At 41.1% G+C, this 16,778-nt stretch carries 17 protein-coding genes and 3 tRNA genes; 5 read left to right on the top strand and 15 right to left on the bottom strand.

All coding sequences use genetic code 11. The features are described from left to right. Nucleotides 1–113 precede the first annotated feature (113 nt). Both A8L45_RS21055 and A8L45_RS21050 read right to left on the bottom strand, forming a co-directional pair. Nucleotides 114–1,544, bottom strand: a complete 1,431-nt coding sequence (locus A8L45_RS21055) for a carbon starvation CstA family protein (RefSeq protein WP_068905326.1) — start codon at nt 1,542–1,544, stop codon at nt 114–116. A gap of 309 nt (nt 1,545–1,853) precedes the next feature. Beyond that, nucleotides 1,854–2,528 (bottom strand): DUF3047 domain-containing protein, encoded by a 675-nt coding sequence (locus A8L45_RS21050; RefSeq protein WP_068905325.1) that lies wholly within the window; start codon nt 2,526–2,528, stop codon nt 1,854–1,856. Nucleotides 2,529–3,155: 627 nt separating this feature from the next. Here A8L45_RS21050 and A8L45_RS24260 point away from each other — a divergent pair. Continuing rightward, nucleotides 3,156–3,611 carry a hypothetical protein gene (locus tag A8L45_RS24260; protein ID WP_139122441.1) on the top strand — a complete coding sequence of 152 codons (456 nt, stop codon included), beginning with the start codon at nt 3,156–3,158 and terminating at the stop codon, nt 3,609–3,611. A gap of 102 nt (nt 3,612–3,713) precedes the next feature. On the opposite strand, the gene A8L45_RS21040 is transcribed toward A8L45_RS24260, so the two are convergent. The 3 genes from A8L45_RS21040 to A8L45_RS21030 form a co-directional block, all read right to left on the bottom strand. Next, nucleotides 3,714–4,907: an MFS transporter gene (locus tag A8L45_RS21040; protein WP_068905323.1), complete on the bottom strand. Its 1,194-nt coding sequence runs from the start codon at nt 4,905–4,907 to the stop codon at nt 3,714–3,716. Nucleotides 4,908–5,089: 182 nt separating this feature from the next. After that, complete coding sequence (locus tag A8L45_RS24255) at nt 5,090–5,818, bottom strand: helix-turn-helix domain-containing protein (protein ID WP_068905322.1); 729 nt, start codon at nt 5,816–5,818, stop codon at nt 5,090–5,092. 182 nt (nt 5,819–6,000) lie between these two features. Further along, entirely contained in the window at nt 6,001–6,309 is a 309-nt protein-coding gene (locus A8L45_RS21030; RefSeq protein WP_068905321.1) for a hypothetical protein, read from the bottom strand. Between the two features lie 848 nt (nt 6,310–7,157). Between A8L45_RS21030 and A8L45_RS24710 the strand changes: the two genes are divergently transcribed. Both A8L45_RS24710 and A8L45_RS21025 read left to right on the top strand, forming a co-directional pair. Continuing rightward, complete coding sequence (locus tag A8L45_RS24710; RefSeq protein WP_175402047.1) at nt 7,158–7,331, top strand: hypothetical protein; 174 nt, start codon at nt 7,158–7,160, stop codon at nt 7,329–7,331. Between the two features lie 148 nt (nt 7,332–7,479). Beyond that, nucleotides 7,480–8,736 carry a polyhydroxyalkanoate depolymerase gene (locus A8L45_RS21025; RefSeq protein ID WP_068905320.1) on the top strand — a complete coding sequence of 419 codons (1,257 nt, stop codon included), beginning with the start codon at nt 7,480–7,482 and terminating at the stop codon, nt 8,734–8,736. Between the two features lie 390 nt (nt 8,737–9,126). Here A8L45_RS21025 and A8L45_RS21020 read toward each other — a convergent pair whose 3' ends face one another. Then, nucleotides 9,127–9,789, bottom strand: a complete 663-nt coding sequence (locus tag A8L45_RS21020; RefSeq protein WP_068905319.1) for a DNA alkylation repair protein — start codon at nt 9,787–9,789, stop codon at nt 9,127–9,129. 612 nt (nt 9,790–10,401) lie between these two features. Next, nucleotides 10,402–10,542: a hypothetical protein gene (locus A8L45_RS24705; protein WP_175402046.1), complete on the bottom strand. Its 141-nt coding sequence runs from the start codon at nt 10,540–10,542 to the stop codon at nt 10,402–10,404. A 255-nt stretch (nt 10,543–10,797) separates the two neighbouring features. Here A8L45_RS24705 and A8L45_RS21015 point away from each other — a divergent pair, with 255 nt between their 5' ends. Both A8L45_RS21015 and A8L45_RS21010 read left to right on the top strand, forming a co-directional pair. Continuing rightward, nucleotides 10,798–11,613 (top strand): hypothetical protein, encoded by an 816-nt coding sequence (locus A8L45_RS21015; protein ID WP_068905318.1) that lies wholly within the window; start codon nt 10,798–10,800, stop codon nt 11,611–11,613. Between the two features lie 171 nt (nt 11,614–11,784). Beyond that, nucleotides 11,785–12,006 (top strand): hypothetical protein, encoded by a 222-nt coding sequence (locus A8L45_RS21010; protein ID WP_068905317.1) that lies wholly within the window; start codon nt 11,785–11,787, stop codon nt 12,004–12,006. Between the two features lie 126 nt (nt 12,007–12,132). On the opposite strand, the gene A8L45_RS21005 is transcribed toward A8L45_RS21010, so the two are convergent. The 8 genes from A8L45_RS21005 to A8L45_RS20975 all read right to left on the bottom strand — a co-directional run bounded on the left by A8L45_RS21005 (nt 12,133) and on the right by A8L45_RS20975 (nt 16,698). Further along, entirely contained in the window at nt 12,133–12,708 is a 576-nt protein-coding gene (locus A8L45_RS21005; protein ID WP_068905316.1) for a Cap15 family cyclic dinucleotide receptor domain-containing protein, read from the bottom strand. Nucleotides 12,709–12,710: 2 nt separating this feature from the next. After that, nucleotides 12,711–14,072, bottom strand: a complete 1,362-nt coding sequence (locus A8L45_RS21000; protein ID WP_068905315.1) for a cyclic GMP-AMP synthase DncV-like nucleotidyltransferase — start codon at nt 14,070–14,072, stop codon at nt 12,711–12,713. 285 nt (nt 14,073–14,357) lie between these two features. Then, on the bottom strand, nt 14,358–14,690 hold the full coding sequence (locus A8L45_RS25650; protein ID WP_217492199.1) for a Cap15 family cyclic dinucleotide receptor domain-containing protein: 333 nt from the start codon (nt 14,688–14,690) through the stop codon (nt 14,358–14,360). A gap of 40 nt (nt 14,691–14,730) precedes the next feature. After that, nucleotides 14,731–15,096 (bottom strand): mCpol domain-containing protein, encoded by a 366-nt coding sequence (locus tag A8L45_RS20990; protein ID WP_175402045.1) that lies wholly within the window; start codon nt 15,094–15,096, stop codon nt 14,731–14,733. Nucleotides 15,097–15,450: 354 nt separating this feature from the next. Further along, nucleotides 15,451–15,957, bottom strand: coding sequence for a site-specific integrase (locus A8L45_RS20985; protein WP_281181535.1), 507 nt, complete (start codon nt 15,955–15,957; stop codon nt 15,451–15,453). A gap of 390 nt (nt 15,958–16,347) precedes the next feature. Further along, nucleotides 16,348–16,434 (bottom strand) — tRNA-Leu (locus A8L45_RS20980). Between the two features lie 72 nt (nt 16,435–16,506). After that, nucleotides 16,507–16,596: transfer RNA gene (locus A8L45_RS24700), tRNA-Asp, on the bottom strand. A 25-nt stretch (nt 16,597–16,621) separates the two neighbouring features. Beyond that, nucleotides 16,622–16,698, bottom strand: a tRNA-Met gene (locus A8L45_RS20975). Nucleotides 16,699–16,778: the final 80 nt, after the last annotated feature.

Raw genomic sequence — 16,778 nt, 5'->3', positions numbered from 1 at the left:
GCGTGTGAACAAAGAAAGCTGTATGCCCTGAAAAATAATGTAAATGAAGAAAATGGTCACAAAGTAAAACGCCCTGTCATCAACCGATGACAGGGCGTTTTTAGTCTTATTGCTTACTGTTGTGAAGACTCTACCAGCTTGCTTTTCGCTGGGCGGTAATGCACCAGAAAGTAACCTGTAAAAATGACTGTCATGATAAGACCAATAATGGTGGATTTGGTCATATCCAGCCCAAAGCCAATCTCAGCATTGGCAAGGTAAGTGAAAGTCACCGCCGTCATAAACATCGCTGGGATAGTACATACCCAATGCAGTTTATCTCGCTTGAGCAGGAAGGCTGCTGATGCCCACAACATAACCATCGCAGTTGTCTGGTTTGCCCAGCCGAAATAGCGCCAAATCACACCAAACTCGGCTTTACTGATCAGAAAGCCAACCAAAAACATTGGAATAGCGATCAGCAGACGTTTTGGCAGCGCTCTTTGCTGCACTTTCAGGAAATCCGCAATGATAAGGCGTGCAGAACGGAATGCTGTGTCACCCGAGGTGATAGGAAGCACGATAACACCCAATACAGCCATAATACCGCCCACTGTGCCCAACAGTGACGTTGAAACTTCGTGAACAACAGCAGCAGGACCACCTGATGCCAGCGTAGCATTGAGTGCGTCACTCGTTTCATAGAAGCTCAGCCCCAAGGTACACCAGATCAGTGCGATCACACCTTCACCAATCATCGCACCGTAGAAAATAAAGCGACCCGATTTTTCGTTCTGCATACAACGAGCCATCAAAGGTGACTGAGTGGCATGGAAACCCGATACTGCGCCACAAGCAATCGTGATAAACAGCAGCGGCCAGAGGGGAAGATCAGTGGGGTGGAAGTTCTTACCAAACTCTAGACCCTGACTGTAAAAGCCTTTATCACTGAAGCCCAGACCAATCATCAGACCGACAGACATGAAGACAAGTAATGCGCCGAACAGCGGGTAGAAACGACCGATGATCTTATCAATGGGTACAATGGTCGCCAGAATGTAGTAGGCAAAAATAGCGCCTACCCACATGGTTATGCTCATTTCAGACAGGTTAGCCAACAATTTCGCAGGACCAAGTACGAAAACCACGCCCACCAGCATTAACAGTAATACCGCGAACAGGTTCATAAAATGCTTGGCAAAGGTACCCAGGTGCTCACCGACCACTGTTGGCACTGAAGCGCCTTTGGCACGCACACTCAACATTCCTGAAAAATAGTCATGAACCGCACCGGCAAAAATACAACCGAAAACAATCCATAGCATGGCGACGGGGCCATAAAGTGCACCTAAAATTGGACCAAAAATAGGGCCAAGACCGGCGATGTTTAATAGCTGGATTAAATAAACTTTTTTATCCGAAAGAGGAACAAAATCCACGCCATCTGCCATTGATACTGCAGGTGTTTCTTTCTCTGGCTCTGGGCCAAAGATTTTTTCGATAAACACACCATAAGTGAAGTATCCAGTAATAAGCACACCGACGCAGAGTAAAAACCACCACATAGTTAAACTCCCTTAGAAAATTCAAAGGGCATTCTGACGATATAGGGATGCGGTTTACAGTAGCTTTTCCCTGAGTGGCGCTATAAAAATACGAGCGGTAGCCTCACAGGATAAGTGGTCTTAACATTTGTTGAGTGGTTGCTTATGGCCGTAAGCGGCTGGTATCTGTATTAAGGGGTTACGCCAGCAGAGGCTCACCGGAGGGACTTGACGAAGAATATGACACTAGGAATGAGAGGTAAACGAGCATCTAAACCTTCGAAGGGAAATATCATTGGTGATTAAAAATCGCTCACTCCATTCTCATCATCATTGCTCACTAAAAAATATATCGCCATAGTAGGACACAGCGTTTTGTTTGCTGTTATCGGTATCAGTCATGAGTGCAATAATATCAATATAGCGATAGCTCTTCTCATTGGCAGACACACTGCCTTTGTCACCAAATCTTTCAATAAGGTCAGCATAAACATTGCGCTTTTCCTGATACCATCGTCCTGCCTCCGCTTCTTTACCCCGTACTGCGATCATTTTTACATTTTTACCGGCAAAAGCATTGTCCCAGCCCGAACCTGCATCCTGCATACTCGACCATACATAGTTAATCGATCGGGTACGCCATAACATCATACCGCCATCTATCACCAGATATATCCGTGCAACATAGTCATCACCGCTCTTGGCTGTCTCATCAATCCCTGCCAAAGATTTCTCAGCAAGCCATGACCAATTAATAAACGGCGTTTTCTTCAGGTCAATGCGCTTTTCCATAAACAAGCCCGAACCCGTCCCTTCACTTATGGCTCTCAATGACATTCGTCCATTGCGATCAGTGACCTGATATTGGGTGTGCCCATCAAACACTTTTTCATCCCAACCGTCTGTGACTCCGTCACTGAAATTTCCTACTTTTATCGATGCAAGAGCAAAAGAATCGCAACATAAAATGAAAAGTAAAGGTATTGAATATAAATTCAGTTTCATAAAATTGAATAATTTGGTTATTGATCCCTACTACCAATAATAAACCCAGACTCTCTATCTTCTCAATCATAGAGAGAAAATAACACTTATAAAAATTAATCAATATATTGATTTAAATATACTTTTTTACGCTTAACACTTAAATCACGTTTTAATTTGTAAAATAAAAATCAATAAATATAAAGATTATTGATTTTTTTGGAACTACTTTTATATTTTTTTAACTAATAGTAAAACGTAAAAAAGACATCACTAAAATTATATTTTGCGAAATAAGTATTATATTAAACTAGTTTCATAAATTTATATTAAATAGAAGTAACCGTTGAAAGCACGCTTATTAAGCGTATGCATTTTTTATTTATCATCGATAAAAAGATACATGGATAAATTAGCTTTAAGCAGTTGTTTAATATTTAAATAATTATAAGAAAATGGAAGTCTGAGATACACATACTCGAAAGAATGATAAGTGTTTATAAGAAAATAACTAACACTGGTTATTTTTCCAATACATTGCTCTCACTCTAACAATATGAGCGACACCAATCGCCTAAAAATATAGAGACGGCGTAAATCATTTAATAAATGACGTGGGTTAGCGTCTAAACGTTTTTTGAGGAAACTATGAATCAAGTCATGCCTATCTACCATCAGTCGCCTCCATTCGTACAAGCGCATGTGGCGAGGACTTTATTTCATCCGCCACCACCGCCGCCGCCACCTGTTTTTCGTGCACCACCACCTTTTTTTCATGCACCGCCGCCGCCAGTATTTTACCCGCCGCCACCAACACACAGCTATGGTGCGGACATTAGCCTTATGAATGGTGGTAAAGGTTGCTGTGGATATACTCATACACATGAGACCGTCACGGAAGAGAAACCTGGAAAACCGGGGCAAGGTTTCTTAGGAGACCTGTTTGACGGTGCCTTAGGCTTTGTAGGTAAAGTCCTTGAAGCACCGTTTAAACTGGCAATAAAATGTTCAAAAGTGCCAATAGGTTTGGTTGGCGCAATAGGTAAGGGATTATCTGGTTTGTCAGCCGGTCTGCTTGATGGCATTGGCTCCATCTGGAAATAACACCTCAGAAACCGATACCTCAAGTACCTATAAAAAAAAAGCCCTGCTGGTTTACACATTGCAGGGCTTTTTTACGTCGGTTAGCCATCTGGTATCAAAGGGTTATTGATACGAAAGGGCAGATTGATCACTCTCTGGCCTGAGCAGATAAACGCAGGCAAAAACACTCACGACTGTCATCACACCCAAAACCTCAATGAGGGTAACGAGAGACTCAGATAACAACGAAAGCACAAAGGTCACCGCGAATACTCCCGCCATTTGCAGCGCACCGTATACTGCGCCGCTTTGCCCTTTGTGATCAGGGAATAAATACAGAGCAGTTGCTGCTGCAACGGTTGTCACCAAGCCACTGCCAAAAGCAAAGATAGCAAAACCCGCCACCAGCAGTGAGAAATTAGCCTGATAACCGGATAGCACGGCAACCACAAATCCCATAATTTGAAGACCACAGCCTATTGCCAGCGTTTGATTCTCTGTCACACGATTCATCATGAATCTGGAGAAAATGATCCTTGAAGCAACACTACAAACAACCAATACCGTGGAGCTCAAACCAAAGCTCTCTGTTGAAAGGCTAAACAGATCTTTTGCAATGTAAGACCCTGTCACCTGATAAGCCATGAAACCACTGTTAGCACAGATCATCAGCAATAAATAACTGATAAACCTTGGGTGTGAGGCAATCATCCAATAATCACTGAGTGCATTTTTCACTGTCAGGGACGCTTTGTGTCCTTGCTGTCTTGTTTCCTTCATTCCCCATGTGACAAACACAAAGATCATAAGACTCAACAAAAACATAAATACGAAATTTCCTCGCCAGCCAAAAATAGCGTCAATATAGCTGCCAATAACAGGCGCAAGACCGGGGATAACCATGAAGAGCACCCCATACCACGCAAGGACACTCAGCATTTCTTGTTTACTAAAACTGTCTTGCAGTACCGTCCTGCAGAGCAAAAACAAACCACCGACACCCAGTCCCTGAACAATCCGCCCGGCAATCAACACCTCAATGCTGCCAGCAAAGAGACATATTGCTGAACCAATCACAAATATTGCTGCACTGACTTTCGCAACAGGATGACGACCAAAACGCTCGCACAATCCACCACACAGCAACAAACTAACAGCAACTGCGATGAAAAAATAACTGACCGAAAGCTGCGCCATTGCTGCTGTTGTTTCAAGACTGGCCTGTATTGTTGGCAGCCCGGGCGCATACATACTGGATGAGAAAAAATAACTTGTCGCCATCAGTAGGCTGACAAATATAAGCTTAGATTTAGACATTTCACCTACCTCCTAAGGAAAGTCCACATTCTATGCCTGTTATCCGAAACTGTGCTTACGGCGCTGCGACAACCTGATCAGAATTTGCGCCAACCTTTGTATCAATGAACGTTATGAATGCATTCAGTGAACCGCTCTACCCGTTCAAATTTTCAATTTGCCTCTGATGTGCTTGATCCGTATTAAAGGTTAGGATTTTCAACGCTTTGCCTGTAAGTATTGAAGGCAGTGGAAAATGCAGAAAGACTGGAATAGCCCAACAGGAAAGAAATGTCTGTCGCGGAATGGCCGCCAAGTATTAATTGCCTTGCTCTTTCCATCACAATGTTTTGCCTGATCACCTGAAATGACATCCCAAAATGTCCCTGAAATAAGCGGTTAAGGGTGCGAACAGATGCGCCTGTTGAATCGGCGAACTGGGCAAGAGTCATTTTAATACTGGGTTGCTGTGCCAAGGCTTCAACTATCGGCAGTAATCGCCTATCAAGTTCACCTTTTGCAATCAGTTCATGGGGCTGAAGATTGCATCGCTGTATCTGGTCGAAAAGCACCTGTTGATAGCAATTAAGCATCTTTTCATCACTAGGTAACGCCTCTTTACCCCACAAAGAGAACACCTCACGTAGTAGCGGCGAAACACTCAATGCCCCCATCGTTGACGCACCTAACGGGTGAGCTTTTTGCGGCTCACATCTGATCAGTGAGCAGTGTGTCGAGGTCAGAGTTTGAGAGCGATGAGCAATACCTGCGGGAATGAACACCAAGTCTCCAACCATAATAAGAATACTTTCAGACTCGGTATAAATGATGTTGCAGCCACTGTGGACAAAGATGTACTGGTCTGTATCGTGACGATGAAATTCACCACGCCGGACAGACTCAGCAAATAACACTTCATGGGTAAAACGCATATCAGCTCAAAATAGACAGGAAAAAGAGAATGAAAAAAGCATATCACGATAAAGGCTGCGGATTGACAAACCAAGCCAGATGTTTGTTCGGAAAAGACTAAACTCTGAGGGCAGTCAGCCAAATTCGTGAACAATAAAAAAGCTGGCTTACCTGCCAGCTTAGGGAACCATGAAAGGGTATGCTAATCACGGCTGATATCGTGAATAACGGGGCCTGATACCGGGTCAGTCACACCCAGCTCCGGGCTTATCTCTTCAAGGTATTCCCGACAGGTATCGAGATACTCAATCAGTTCTGGTCTCGCCGCGACCATTGCTTCCTCACTCTCCCAGAAACTCCAGCCACAATAACTGCGGTCGCCCGTTTTGATGAATACCTGATGAAGCTCACCATTATGCAGCCCACCGCCTGAATGCACTGCTTTCTCGAACGCATCATTCATTCCGGGTTTAACCATGAAACGTACTACATTTGAGTATTTAGCTGACATAAACATATTCCCCTGTAAAACGTAATTTAAACGCTAGCCAAGTAGTGTGTCGCACTTTTCAGACTAGTGCCTGTTTGGGCAATTCGCTATGACTGGCAAATACTTTCAAGGGTATTCATCGAACCATCATCTAACGTCATTTCGACTCAGGTATCGGTATATTCATATTGAAAGTCACGTTTAACGATCCGTGCCGGATTGAAAGGTGCGCAACAGGAAATTCGGGACATGAAACTGCGATGGGTAGCGAGCCGAGCTTTGGCACGATGAGGGCCATAAAATACAAGTGGATGATTCATAACAGTAAGAAAAAAACCCGGTATGACCTTGAAGAGGGTTAGGATTAAGGCCAAGGCTGGGCAGATAGCCTCACCGGGTGCATGACGTCGTGTGCAAAGTCACGTCACCATACATCACTGAGATAAACTCGGAGCAGATATTCGCCTGCTTTACGAGTAACAGTCAGGTATCGCTGAGTGTCTAATAACTCAATTGCATATATTTATAAGCTTTAGCTAATTATAAAAATAAATCGCCAGAGGAACGGAACAACATTCAGAAGAAAATATACCCGGCGACAGGCTCAGTTGAAGGAAGAGAGGTCTGCCGCCGGGTTCGACATATGCTAGGACGCAGGTATAACACATGCCTTAACCCATACTATAAGTAGGTTTATAAACAATCTACCCATTCATTACTATTTGCGTACCATCAGTCAACACAGTTCATTGTTAATATTATTAATTTCACCCTCTATGCAGCAGACCGCTCAGAGTTTGCGATTGTCGATATTAAGGGTTTTGCTGGAATGTCTTTGGCCTTGGTCTTGGCCTTGATAAAGAGATTTAGTGGCATTTATCACCATCGTTCTGGTTAGGCATCAGTACAAAAAACATGTCGTCGGGCAACTCAAATCAGCTATCTCAACACAAGGTAAAAATATGATGCATCGTTACCTGACTCTTTCCTGTTGTGCCACCGATACTGTGACCGATAAAAAGCTATGGTTCAGCGCCCCATAGATAAAGGAAGGAAAGCACACTGCGATCTCTTTTTTCACACCATTGCCTCCCCCTCGAAGCGACTCAGAAACTTGCACTATGGTGAAGGCTCACTTACTCGTCTAGTCTTATCTATGCGTTACCAACTCATCACAACAGGGACTTACGCATGCTTTATCAAATGAACGCCGCATATATGGATTCAATCAAACCACTCAACAGCTGGTCGCGGTTTGTTCGTGATTTAAATGGTGTGCCGTGGAATGTGTTCAAAGCTTCATGGCCCTGCCGAACACTAGACGCATCGTTTGAGCTTATTGAGCGTTTAACCGATTGTTATGAGGAGCCCGAGTGGGGACTCAATACGGCAGAAATTAACGGCGAAACATTGGCGATTCAACAGAATGTCATTGCCAATAAGCCCTACTGTAATTTGCTTCACTTCAGACGAAGCAAAGCGCAGCCCAATCAGTCTAAAGTGCTTTTCATTGCTCCACTTTCAGGGCACTTCGCCACCCTCATCAGAGGCACGATAAAAGAGTTTCTGCCTCATAATGATGTCTATGTGACAGACTGGATCAATGCCCGTGATGTACCCATGGAACAAGGCGTATTTCATTTTGATGATTTCGTCGATTACCTGATTGAGTTTCTCGAACTATTAGGCCCGGATACACATGTTGTTGCGGTTTGTCAGCCCTGCGTGCCTCTACTCGTCGCCACCTCTGTGATGTCTAAACAAGACAACCCTGCCCTTCCTGCGTCGATCACCTTAATGGGAGGGCCGGTGGACACCAGTATTAGCCCCACTGAGGTGAACGATTACGCCAGTGGAAAGGATTACGAGTGGTTTCAATCTAATGTGATAAGCAAAGTCCCCGACAATTACAAAGGTGCAGGACAACTTGTTTATCCAGGGTTCGTTCAGCTCTCTGGCTTTATGTCGATGAACATTGATAGTCATGTTCAGAAGCACTTCCGATTCTTCAGTGACTTGGTGCGGGGAGATGGAGACAATGCAGAGGCACACCGTAAGTTTTACAATGAATATCTAGCAGTCATGGACTTACCTGCTCACTTCTACCTCGATACCATCAAGCGCGTATTTCTCGATCGCAACCTCGCCAAAGGCAATCTTCATTACCGTGATCAATTAATTGATTTGGGTGATATCAAGAAGACAGCGATTTTGACTGTCGAAGGCGAGCTGGATGACATTACAGGTAAAGGCCAAACCTCTGCAGCACTCACTCTATGTAAGAACGTTAAGGCCTCAAGAAAAGAGCATTATGAGCAAAAAGGTGTGGGTCACTACGGTATTTTTAACGGCCGACGCTACCGTGAATTTATCGCGCCAAAAATAAAAGCGTTTCAGATAAAAACTGACAAACAAGCAAAGAGGATGAAAGCGAGTAAAAATAAATGACTTAAAAGAACGAGCCACTATCATTACCAACACACAGAAAACCAAGGCATTTTTTTGCCATACAAATTGTCTCGCACGGAACTGGGCCTTGTTGAGTTTCGCCAAGTCTTCTGGCTCATTTTTGGACAACATCGAGTTGGCTAAAGTCATTTCTGAATAGCTGAATAAATAATAAAAACTGATATGTAAATCGATACCGAAAATAGTCGTATTAGAAATTTTGTACCCGCAATTAAGGGGGGTTCGCTAAAGTCTGAGACTTAGATAATGATGACGATATAGCCGGACAAAGGGGCGCTATATCTCCCCCCCCTCCCAAAAGGCATATTGAAATACACACTCAACGCTCAGTAATTTCAACGAATGTACGTTAAATGCCGTAACGCTGGTTTATAACGCCATAAGCCGACGACGTGTGTTTTTATCCAGCTTTTCCATCGCATAGCGGAATGCTGTTCTGGGCATCTGTCGATAATGCCTCTCCAGATAGTTGATGACAGTATCCGGCTCTTTCGTTGACAAGACTTTCAGCATCCAGCCATAGCCTTTTTGAACAAGGTAATGCTCATCACTGAAAAGCAAATCCGCTGTTTTAAGTGGCAATGTTCCGGAATATCGCCCTTTATTGATGGGATAAATCAGTACCACAGCCGCAGCTCGTCGCACGGCAAAGTTGTCATCATCAACCCACCTTGTGGTCAGTTCATACAGGTCATTATGTTGTGCAACGATTTCACCTAATGCATGGGTGCAAAAATCATCGCAGTCACCCCAATCGCGCACATAGGTTTTCAACCAACGCTCAAAAACAAAGAATGTGTCGCGGGTATACTGCTTGCGAACGCGGAAAGCCCAATCGAAAGCAATGACCCAACCAGCCCATCCTTCAATGTCGAATAACGCTTCAGATAACGGGAGAACAGAGTCGATCCCTTTATCCGGTAAAGTCCGATAGATTTGTGCTGAAAGAGCTCTGACTTGTGCTGTTTTAATCACCTTATCTGGATAGCCAAGGTTAACCAGCTCCTCCTTGACGACGTTTACAATATCCAAAGCCACTCCCATTCTGTCAGCGTAAAAATACAGACAGAAATTATTATCTGTATTAGCTTTGATGGCATGTCATTCGACGCGGGTTGTCGTGCTACATCCCAAAAAATACATCTAGTATCATTTAGTTTGAAAACAGATGCCCTCGCCCTTCAACACGGGAGTTTTTATTTTTCGTCATCTAAAAATAAGATTTAAAACCAGTTATTTAATCGTTTTTTACTATTGGCGAAGGCTTATGTAAAAGCAGCCATGGATTTGCTGGCTGAATAGCCACCAACTTGGTAGACACACTTAAACCTTTATATCTAAACCAACTCACCTTCACTACATGGTTTAAAGCATCACCCCTAAACGGTTTCTGTCCATACCTCAGTTTGGCCGTGAGTTGAGATAACGGCATAAGTATGCCGTGAGTGAGCAATATCAGTGGGCTATGCTCAAATATCAACAACTGAAGCACTACTCTGGGATTAAGAAATTATGAGAGGCCCCTTCCGCACCTAAAAAAGTCGCGTCAGCTTAATTTTTTCGTTGGGCCATCAACGTTTTTATGATGCTTCAATGGAAGCTGACGAAGAACGTTGATCAATGGATGTGCAAAGCTTGGGGAAATCATAGCAGCATCTTACCTTCAAAAGCAGGCGGTACCGCTTTAATGCAGTCACAAAGTCGACCATTACGCATGTTATCGTGCTGGATTGCGAGTTCATGTTTTTGCTTCTTAGTCAGAGTGACTTTCATAGGTCGAAGCATAGTCCTCATACCGCTAAAAATTAAGTATCTTCACATGGTTTGAATGTAAAGCCCCTAATTTTTACATATATAAAAATAAGACGCGTTTGAGTAATAATAAATATATATCAGTATTGATTAATTTGGTGAATATAAACATCCCGATATAGACAATATAAATATAGATGCATATTATTCAGCAGACTTTTATTTTATGTTTTTACATATGAAAAGTTAACGTTTTTTAAAAACATTTTCAAATAAAGGGATATTAAAATGAATCTCAAGAGAATTTTAATTGTTATCTGTTTATTCCTTACGCCAGCATTGTCTTTTGCAGAAATAATAACTTTTAAAGCTAAGGACATTAACTTTGAGAGTAATAACCTTTACCCTAGCTTAGATGTCTCGAAAATTAGTGATATTTTCATCAGACTTGATAGTACAGAGGTAGGTGAAGGTTTCGGTTTAAGTGTTAATAACAACATACACAAAGTTGATTTTGTTTTTCCGAATGCAAACAAGTTAACTGCACGTGGTTTTCAAAAGTTAGCATCATCAACCAATGGCTATGAGGGAGATGCTTATCGAACGATCACTCCAAGCCCATGGGTGTTTAAAAAGTTAGCTGTACAAATTACTTCGCAAGTATTTGTCGAAGGTGAGGATTTCAGCTTCAAAATTTTTGTTGTTAATGGCGATTCTTACTTAGACAACACAAATCAAGTGACAGGCGATCTTCTACTTGAGGGGTCAGCTAAATTAGTCAACACATCTCCAAGAAGAGTCGTAGATGTGCTGCACACTCGCTATCTCGACAAAAGATTGAGACTGCGTTTATATGAAAATATCGTTGCTCGAAAAATTCAGATCCAGGCAACTTGGCATGGGTATGGCGTATCAATACTTGAAATAGACAGACCCTTTGCACCTGTGCCCAACATGAAACCTATCGGGGTAAGGATTCAAGATTATAACGGTCAGCGAGTTGTCATAGTTCGCCTTTCAAATGGCGTTGACGAAGTTGAAACGTATCCTGAAATTCTGTCAACACTGCTGGATACAGGTTTTAGCTCGTTTTCGCCTAACTGATAGTCTTCAATTAGTCGAGAAAAAAAGGGAGCAGATCTTCATGCTCTCTTTTTTTAATTAAATATTAAAAACAAGTTGTTGAATATTAATCTAAATTCTACATACCCAAACGAATTGAATGTTCATGAACCCGGAGCACCTCTGCGAGTTGACTGACGCTGAAACATCGCAATGAACGATAAGTTAGCCGAAGCCATACTCGCCGAACTCCGTTTCCAAGGCAGCCAAGACAACGCCCTATGGGACGCTTCTGACATAGCAAATTACATGGAGTGCCGAATCATCTGTAAACACCACTTCCCAAGAGCACTAAAGGTGCCTACCACTAACAATGGCGGCGGTAGGCGTTGGCTCGCACGGGAAGTTAAACAATGGGTGATGAAGTTTAGGTAGGCCATTTAGTGGATAAAGTATGACCGTATAAGAACAAAAAAAATCTTAAACTTGATATGTCTAATCAGTACGGATAATGAATGATATCTAACTTAAGCTAAAACAAATTACTAGTGGAAACCTTAATCAAAGTTTACTTAACTCAATTGAGCCAGCTGTATTTAACTGTTTGTTCCAACAACGGTTTGTCCAAAAAACGCCTTTCATCTTCATAGTTTTCACATCCTCAACTCTCAGCGAGGCAGCTCCTTCATAGTAGACAGTATCGGTTTCACTAGGTGAATGATTCTTTCCTTGGAACATGTATTCTAATTGAAAGCTCTGATCAGGATTTCTTATAACTCGGCAATAGTTTGAATGAGTATTACCAATAGTAGTTTTTGCTTTCATTTTAATTGAAAAAAAGTCCGCCTCAAAAGTGACCGGAAATTCAACAACTTTTCCACCTTCATAATTTGATTCAACTTTACACATCCAAGTTCCATTGAAGTCGGGACAAAATTTTTCTTGAAAGTAAATGAAGTAAAATGGTTTCCAAGCGTACTTCCCAATAACAAAAGCTAATAAGGTAATAGCAGTCACAGTATATGATAATGATTGAGTTACTGGTAAGTTCAGGTACTTAGAAAAAATAAAAAACAACAGAATTGAAGTAGCTGATGTAATAATATACTTTATTTTTGACGGAAATAAATCCCACATAATTAACGCCTTTTCCCAAATTTATTTAAGCCTTTAAATTTCTTTGTCCTAGATATTTTTGCAACAGGACGTACTCGAACATTTACTAAACTAAAGCCCGTTATCATTCCCCAAGACTTGACCATACATTCCATCGAGTGTGTTCCAGTATATGACGTAGCACGTTGGAATGATTCATTAATTTTTGTTGTTCTACGATGGCCGATATCATTGGCATTTAGAGACTGGTCTCCATCATTACGAACGGTCCAATAGACCTCATCAGATATAATAAAGTCATCTATATTTTTAATTTTAAAAGTTAACGAGTCGCCTTTTCTGACCTCAATTTCAGATGTAATATTACCCGATAAATAATTACCTGAGCTATCATAGCGTTCAACATAAATCTCAGGAATTTTTGAAATCACTGGAACAGTATCGCCTAACCGCGATGAGGTCAACGCAGAAATCTGTGGAAAATAATGCTCAAAAATACACGAATATTCAATAGCTTTTGTGGAATCATCCTCGTCTTTAATTCTCAAATACAGACTATGTAATTGCTCAAATTTTCTCTTAGCGAACTGAGTCTCATCATCGGACATACCTAAAATATTTTCATTGCTTATCGGATTAAAAACGGTAAAACGAACTTCTAATGATGTACAGATATTTGAGAGCGTTCCTTCAAAAGAATCAAGTTCGCAATTACCAATATATAAGTTTTTTGCGACCAAAATATTTAGAGCCAATGAAGGAACCTTCTTAAACTCAGAATTTTTCCATTGAACATTAGCCCAGGCTTTAAAATAACGTACAATCCTTTTCATCAATGCACGTTCTTCATGTTTAGAGAAAGCATTAGTCAGCCAAGTCTGAATCGCTTTTGGATCACTATCTAACCAACCTTTGTCAGTTGCTAATAATGGAGTAGAGCCAGATTTTGTACTCATAAAATAAATTGGAGTATCAATTGTCAAAAAGTTCTCAAACTCTAAGCCTTCACATGCATTTTTTGATTTCTGTATTTTGGCTTCCGTATCCGTTTTACAGTAAAACTCAAGTGTCTGCCTGAGTATGCCTTTTGCCTCTTTTGCATTAATGTCCGGGAAATCACAGTCGTAGAAAAGATAAATTCCAATATCAATATCGTAAGTTGAATCCTTATCTAACGGAGAAATAAGCGTAGAACTTTTATAAGAACCTTGAAGCCAGAATTTCACATCTGTATCGAATGAGTCTTCAAGCTCTGTTCGTAAGTAGTCAATAAGCGATTTTTTTTTCGCCACTCCCGCATCTAAAATATTTTTAGAAAGTTTAATACGACTATGTAACGTAGTCGAATCAGATTTACTGTTATAGAAAAGATCACTACAGTTCATACATTATCCAATTAGGAAATTTAATCTTAAGATATATTATTTTTAATAGTAAGAAACATCTTTGTCCGCACATCTTCCTGTCTGTCTAAATCTAATTCTACCTGTAGTTTTTCGATCGGTATAATAATAACCAGATAGTTCCAGAATGGTCTTACCTTCTACATTAACCTTTCGAACATCAAAAATCGTAGAGCCAGTATACGAACTCCATGTTGGGTTTTTAGGTAATGAACGATAAATATAATAAAGTTTTGGCTCGCCGCTTTCGATAGTTGGCGTGGTTTCTTATGTTAATGACTTTGAGGTTTGAGTATGAATATTAATTTGTGTTTCAAGCAAAGACTGCTTGATAATTACACGCACAGGTATTTCATGTTCATCCTCAGTCGTAATTTCACCTTCCCATGTACCATTTAGGTCAGGATATAGCGAGGGCTTAATTTTCTTAAATACTCGCCACAGTGGTCGAGCAGTGATGCTGGTTGTTATAGCAACAGTCAAAAGAAATGATACCCAAGGTGCAATACTCAACACTTTCACGATACTTAAATCATTTAACCAGTAACTCTGTACCAATTCATATGCACCAATGCTAAATATTGTTGTAACTACGGCCATATATCTGAGTAATGACTTAAAGTCAATTATTCTAAACATATCAATTAAGTGCAGAAAAGTTGTGAAGACAGTGCTTGCCGCTACTCTTAGCTGATAGCAATGCTATATATGCTTCTCTTAGAGTTGATCCAACTCCGACTGAAAAGTGAATTTGAGGATAAGCAATAGATTTAATTGAATTAAAAATAAATACTTCATCCACTTTTTCTATCTCTGCGTAAGCTGCAACACCATCTGCAGCACAAAATATTATATTAAACCCATAGTCTTTCAAAAATTCAGAGATCAATATTGTTTTTTCATTGACTATATGATTGATCCTAGAGAGCTCGTTTAAATCATTTTTCAGGTATGACGATGTGATCATTTGACCTATATCATCACCATCAATTGTTATATAAATCATCTATATATACCTATTAAAAAATATCCATATTATACTTACTAGAAAGTGAGGTGTACCTTCTTTTCCCGATATGGAGTATATCAAATTAAATTTAAAACGTATTGAGACCAGTAAGTGTTTTGAATCCAAATTATCAAAAAATTAAATAGAAAAAATGCTAATAATAATTATTTAAGAGGAAAATATTTTCATTAAAAAAAATAATGAAAATGTTTAGGAAATATTAAATATCTTAACTTAATTTTAAAGTATATAGATGAAAATTTATTTTTCCTAAAAACTAGAGATAAGAAACGTTATCATGTTGCTTCTTTGATAATTTTTCTAGCGAGTTAGTTATTATTTTATATTTTTTCAATTGAGCAATTCCGCTATTTCACTCGCCGTCGCATTATAATAAATCATCAAAGAACGGGGATCGTTATGCCCTACCATCCTTACTAAATCCAGCATATTCAGTTTTTTGGCGAGCCTTGTCAGAGCTTCATACCGGGTATCATGAAAATTCAGCTCTCCTATTCCTGCAAGTTTTAAAGAGCGGCGAAAGATAACACCTGATGACTGCTGATTATACAGGAACACCCTGCCCATTCTTTCTGGCCTCAGTAATTTCAGTAGTTTTATTGCTTCTGATGACAGCGTTACATCCCGCTTAAAACCATTTTTAGTCCTTGGTAAGGTGACATAACATCGCTCAAGATGAATATGGTCCCACTTCATTCCCCATATTTCGCCCTGACGCATCGCCGTTTCCAACGCCAAAAGAAACTCGGCTGCAATATACTGACGCTGCGTGACAACTTTGCTCCGCCCTTCATAACCCAACGATAAGAGAATACGTTCAATTTTATCGTTACTGATACGTCGGTCTCTTAGGTGTGGGTTCTTTGGTCTGTCGGCATCGCGGCTTGGTTTTGTCGCTATCCACTTCCATTGTTTACGTGCTTTTTCTATAACGGAAGCGATGAGGTCTAGCTCTCTGTTGGTAGAAGAGGCTTAGAGTTGTTCTTCAATCAGGAGGTTTAAATGGTGGGCTCTGATGGCTCTAAGCTTTATTTTGGCGAGGTTTCTTCGCACCAGCTCAATAAACCGGATAAAGCTTCCCCTCTATACGGTAAATCTGTCGTAATAATTAGATAAATACGGGAAGGCAAGCGAGAGATTGGCTAATTTTGAAAGGCCCAAAACGAAAAAAAGACCCTGCATAACAAGGTCTTTTTCCGTCTTAGTATCTTACTAAGAAAAGTTAGATGGTGCCCCGGGCCGGACTTGAACCGGCACAACGCGAACGTCGAGGGATTTTAAATCCCTTGTGTCTACCAATTCCACCACCAGGGCACGCAATTCTTGATTGCAATGGATGACACCATCTTCATGCTGAACTGAAAATTCAATCAACATGGCAAATTTTGGAGTGACACACGAGATTCCTGATCTTCAAGAAATATGTGTGACTTCGACCTTGATAAGGCCACGCTATACCGGCTGAGCCAGTGTCGCTTTGTTCTCAGAAACTCTGAGAAGTTGGTTGCGGGGGCCGGATTTGAACCGACGACCTTCGGGTTATGAGCCCGACGAGCTACCAAACTGCTCCACCCCGCGTCCGTGTTTCATTATTTAAGGCATAATGACAGCCTGAAATTGGAGCAACACACGAGGTTCCCGATCTTCAAGGCTTGGGC

This window comes from Veronia pacifica (assembly GCF_001707825.1).
Lineage (GTDB): Bacteria > Pseudomonadota > Gammaproteobacteria > Enterobacterales > Vibrionaceae > Veronia > Veronia pacifica.
This window is presented reverse-complemented; position numbering and strand designations above follow the sequence as displayed.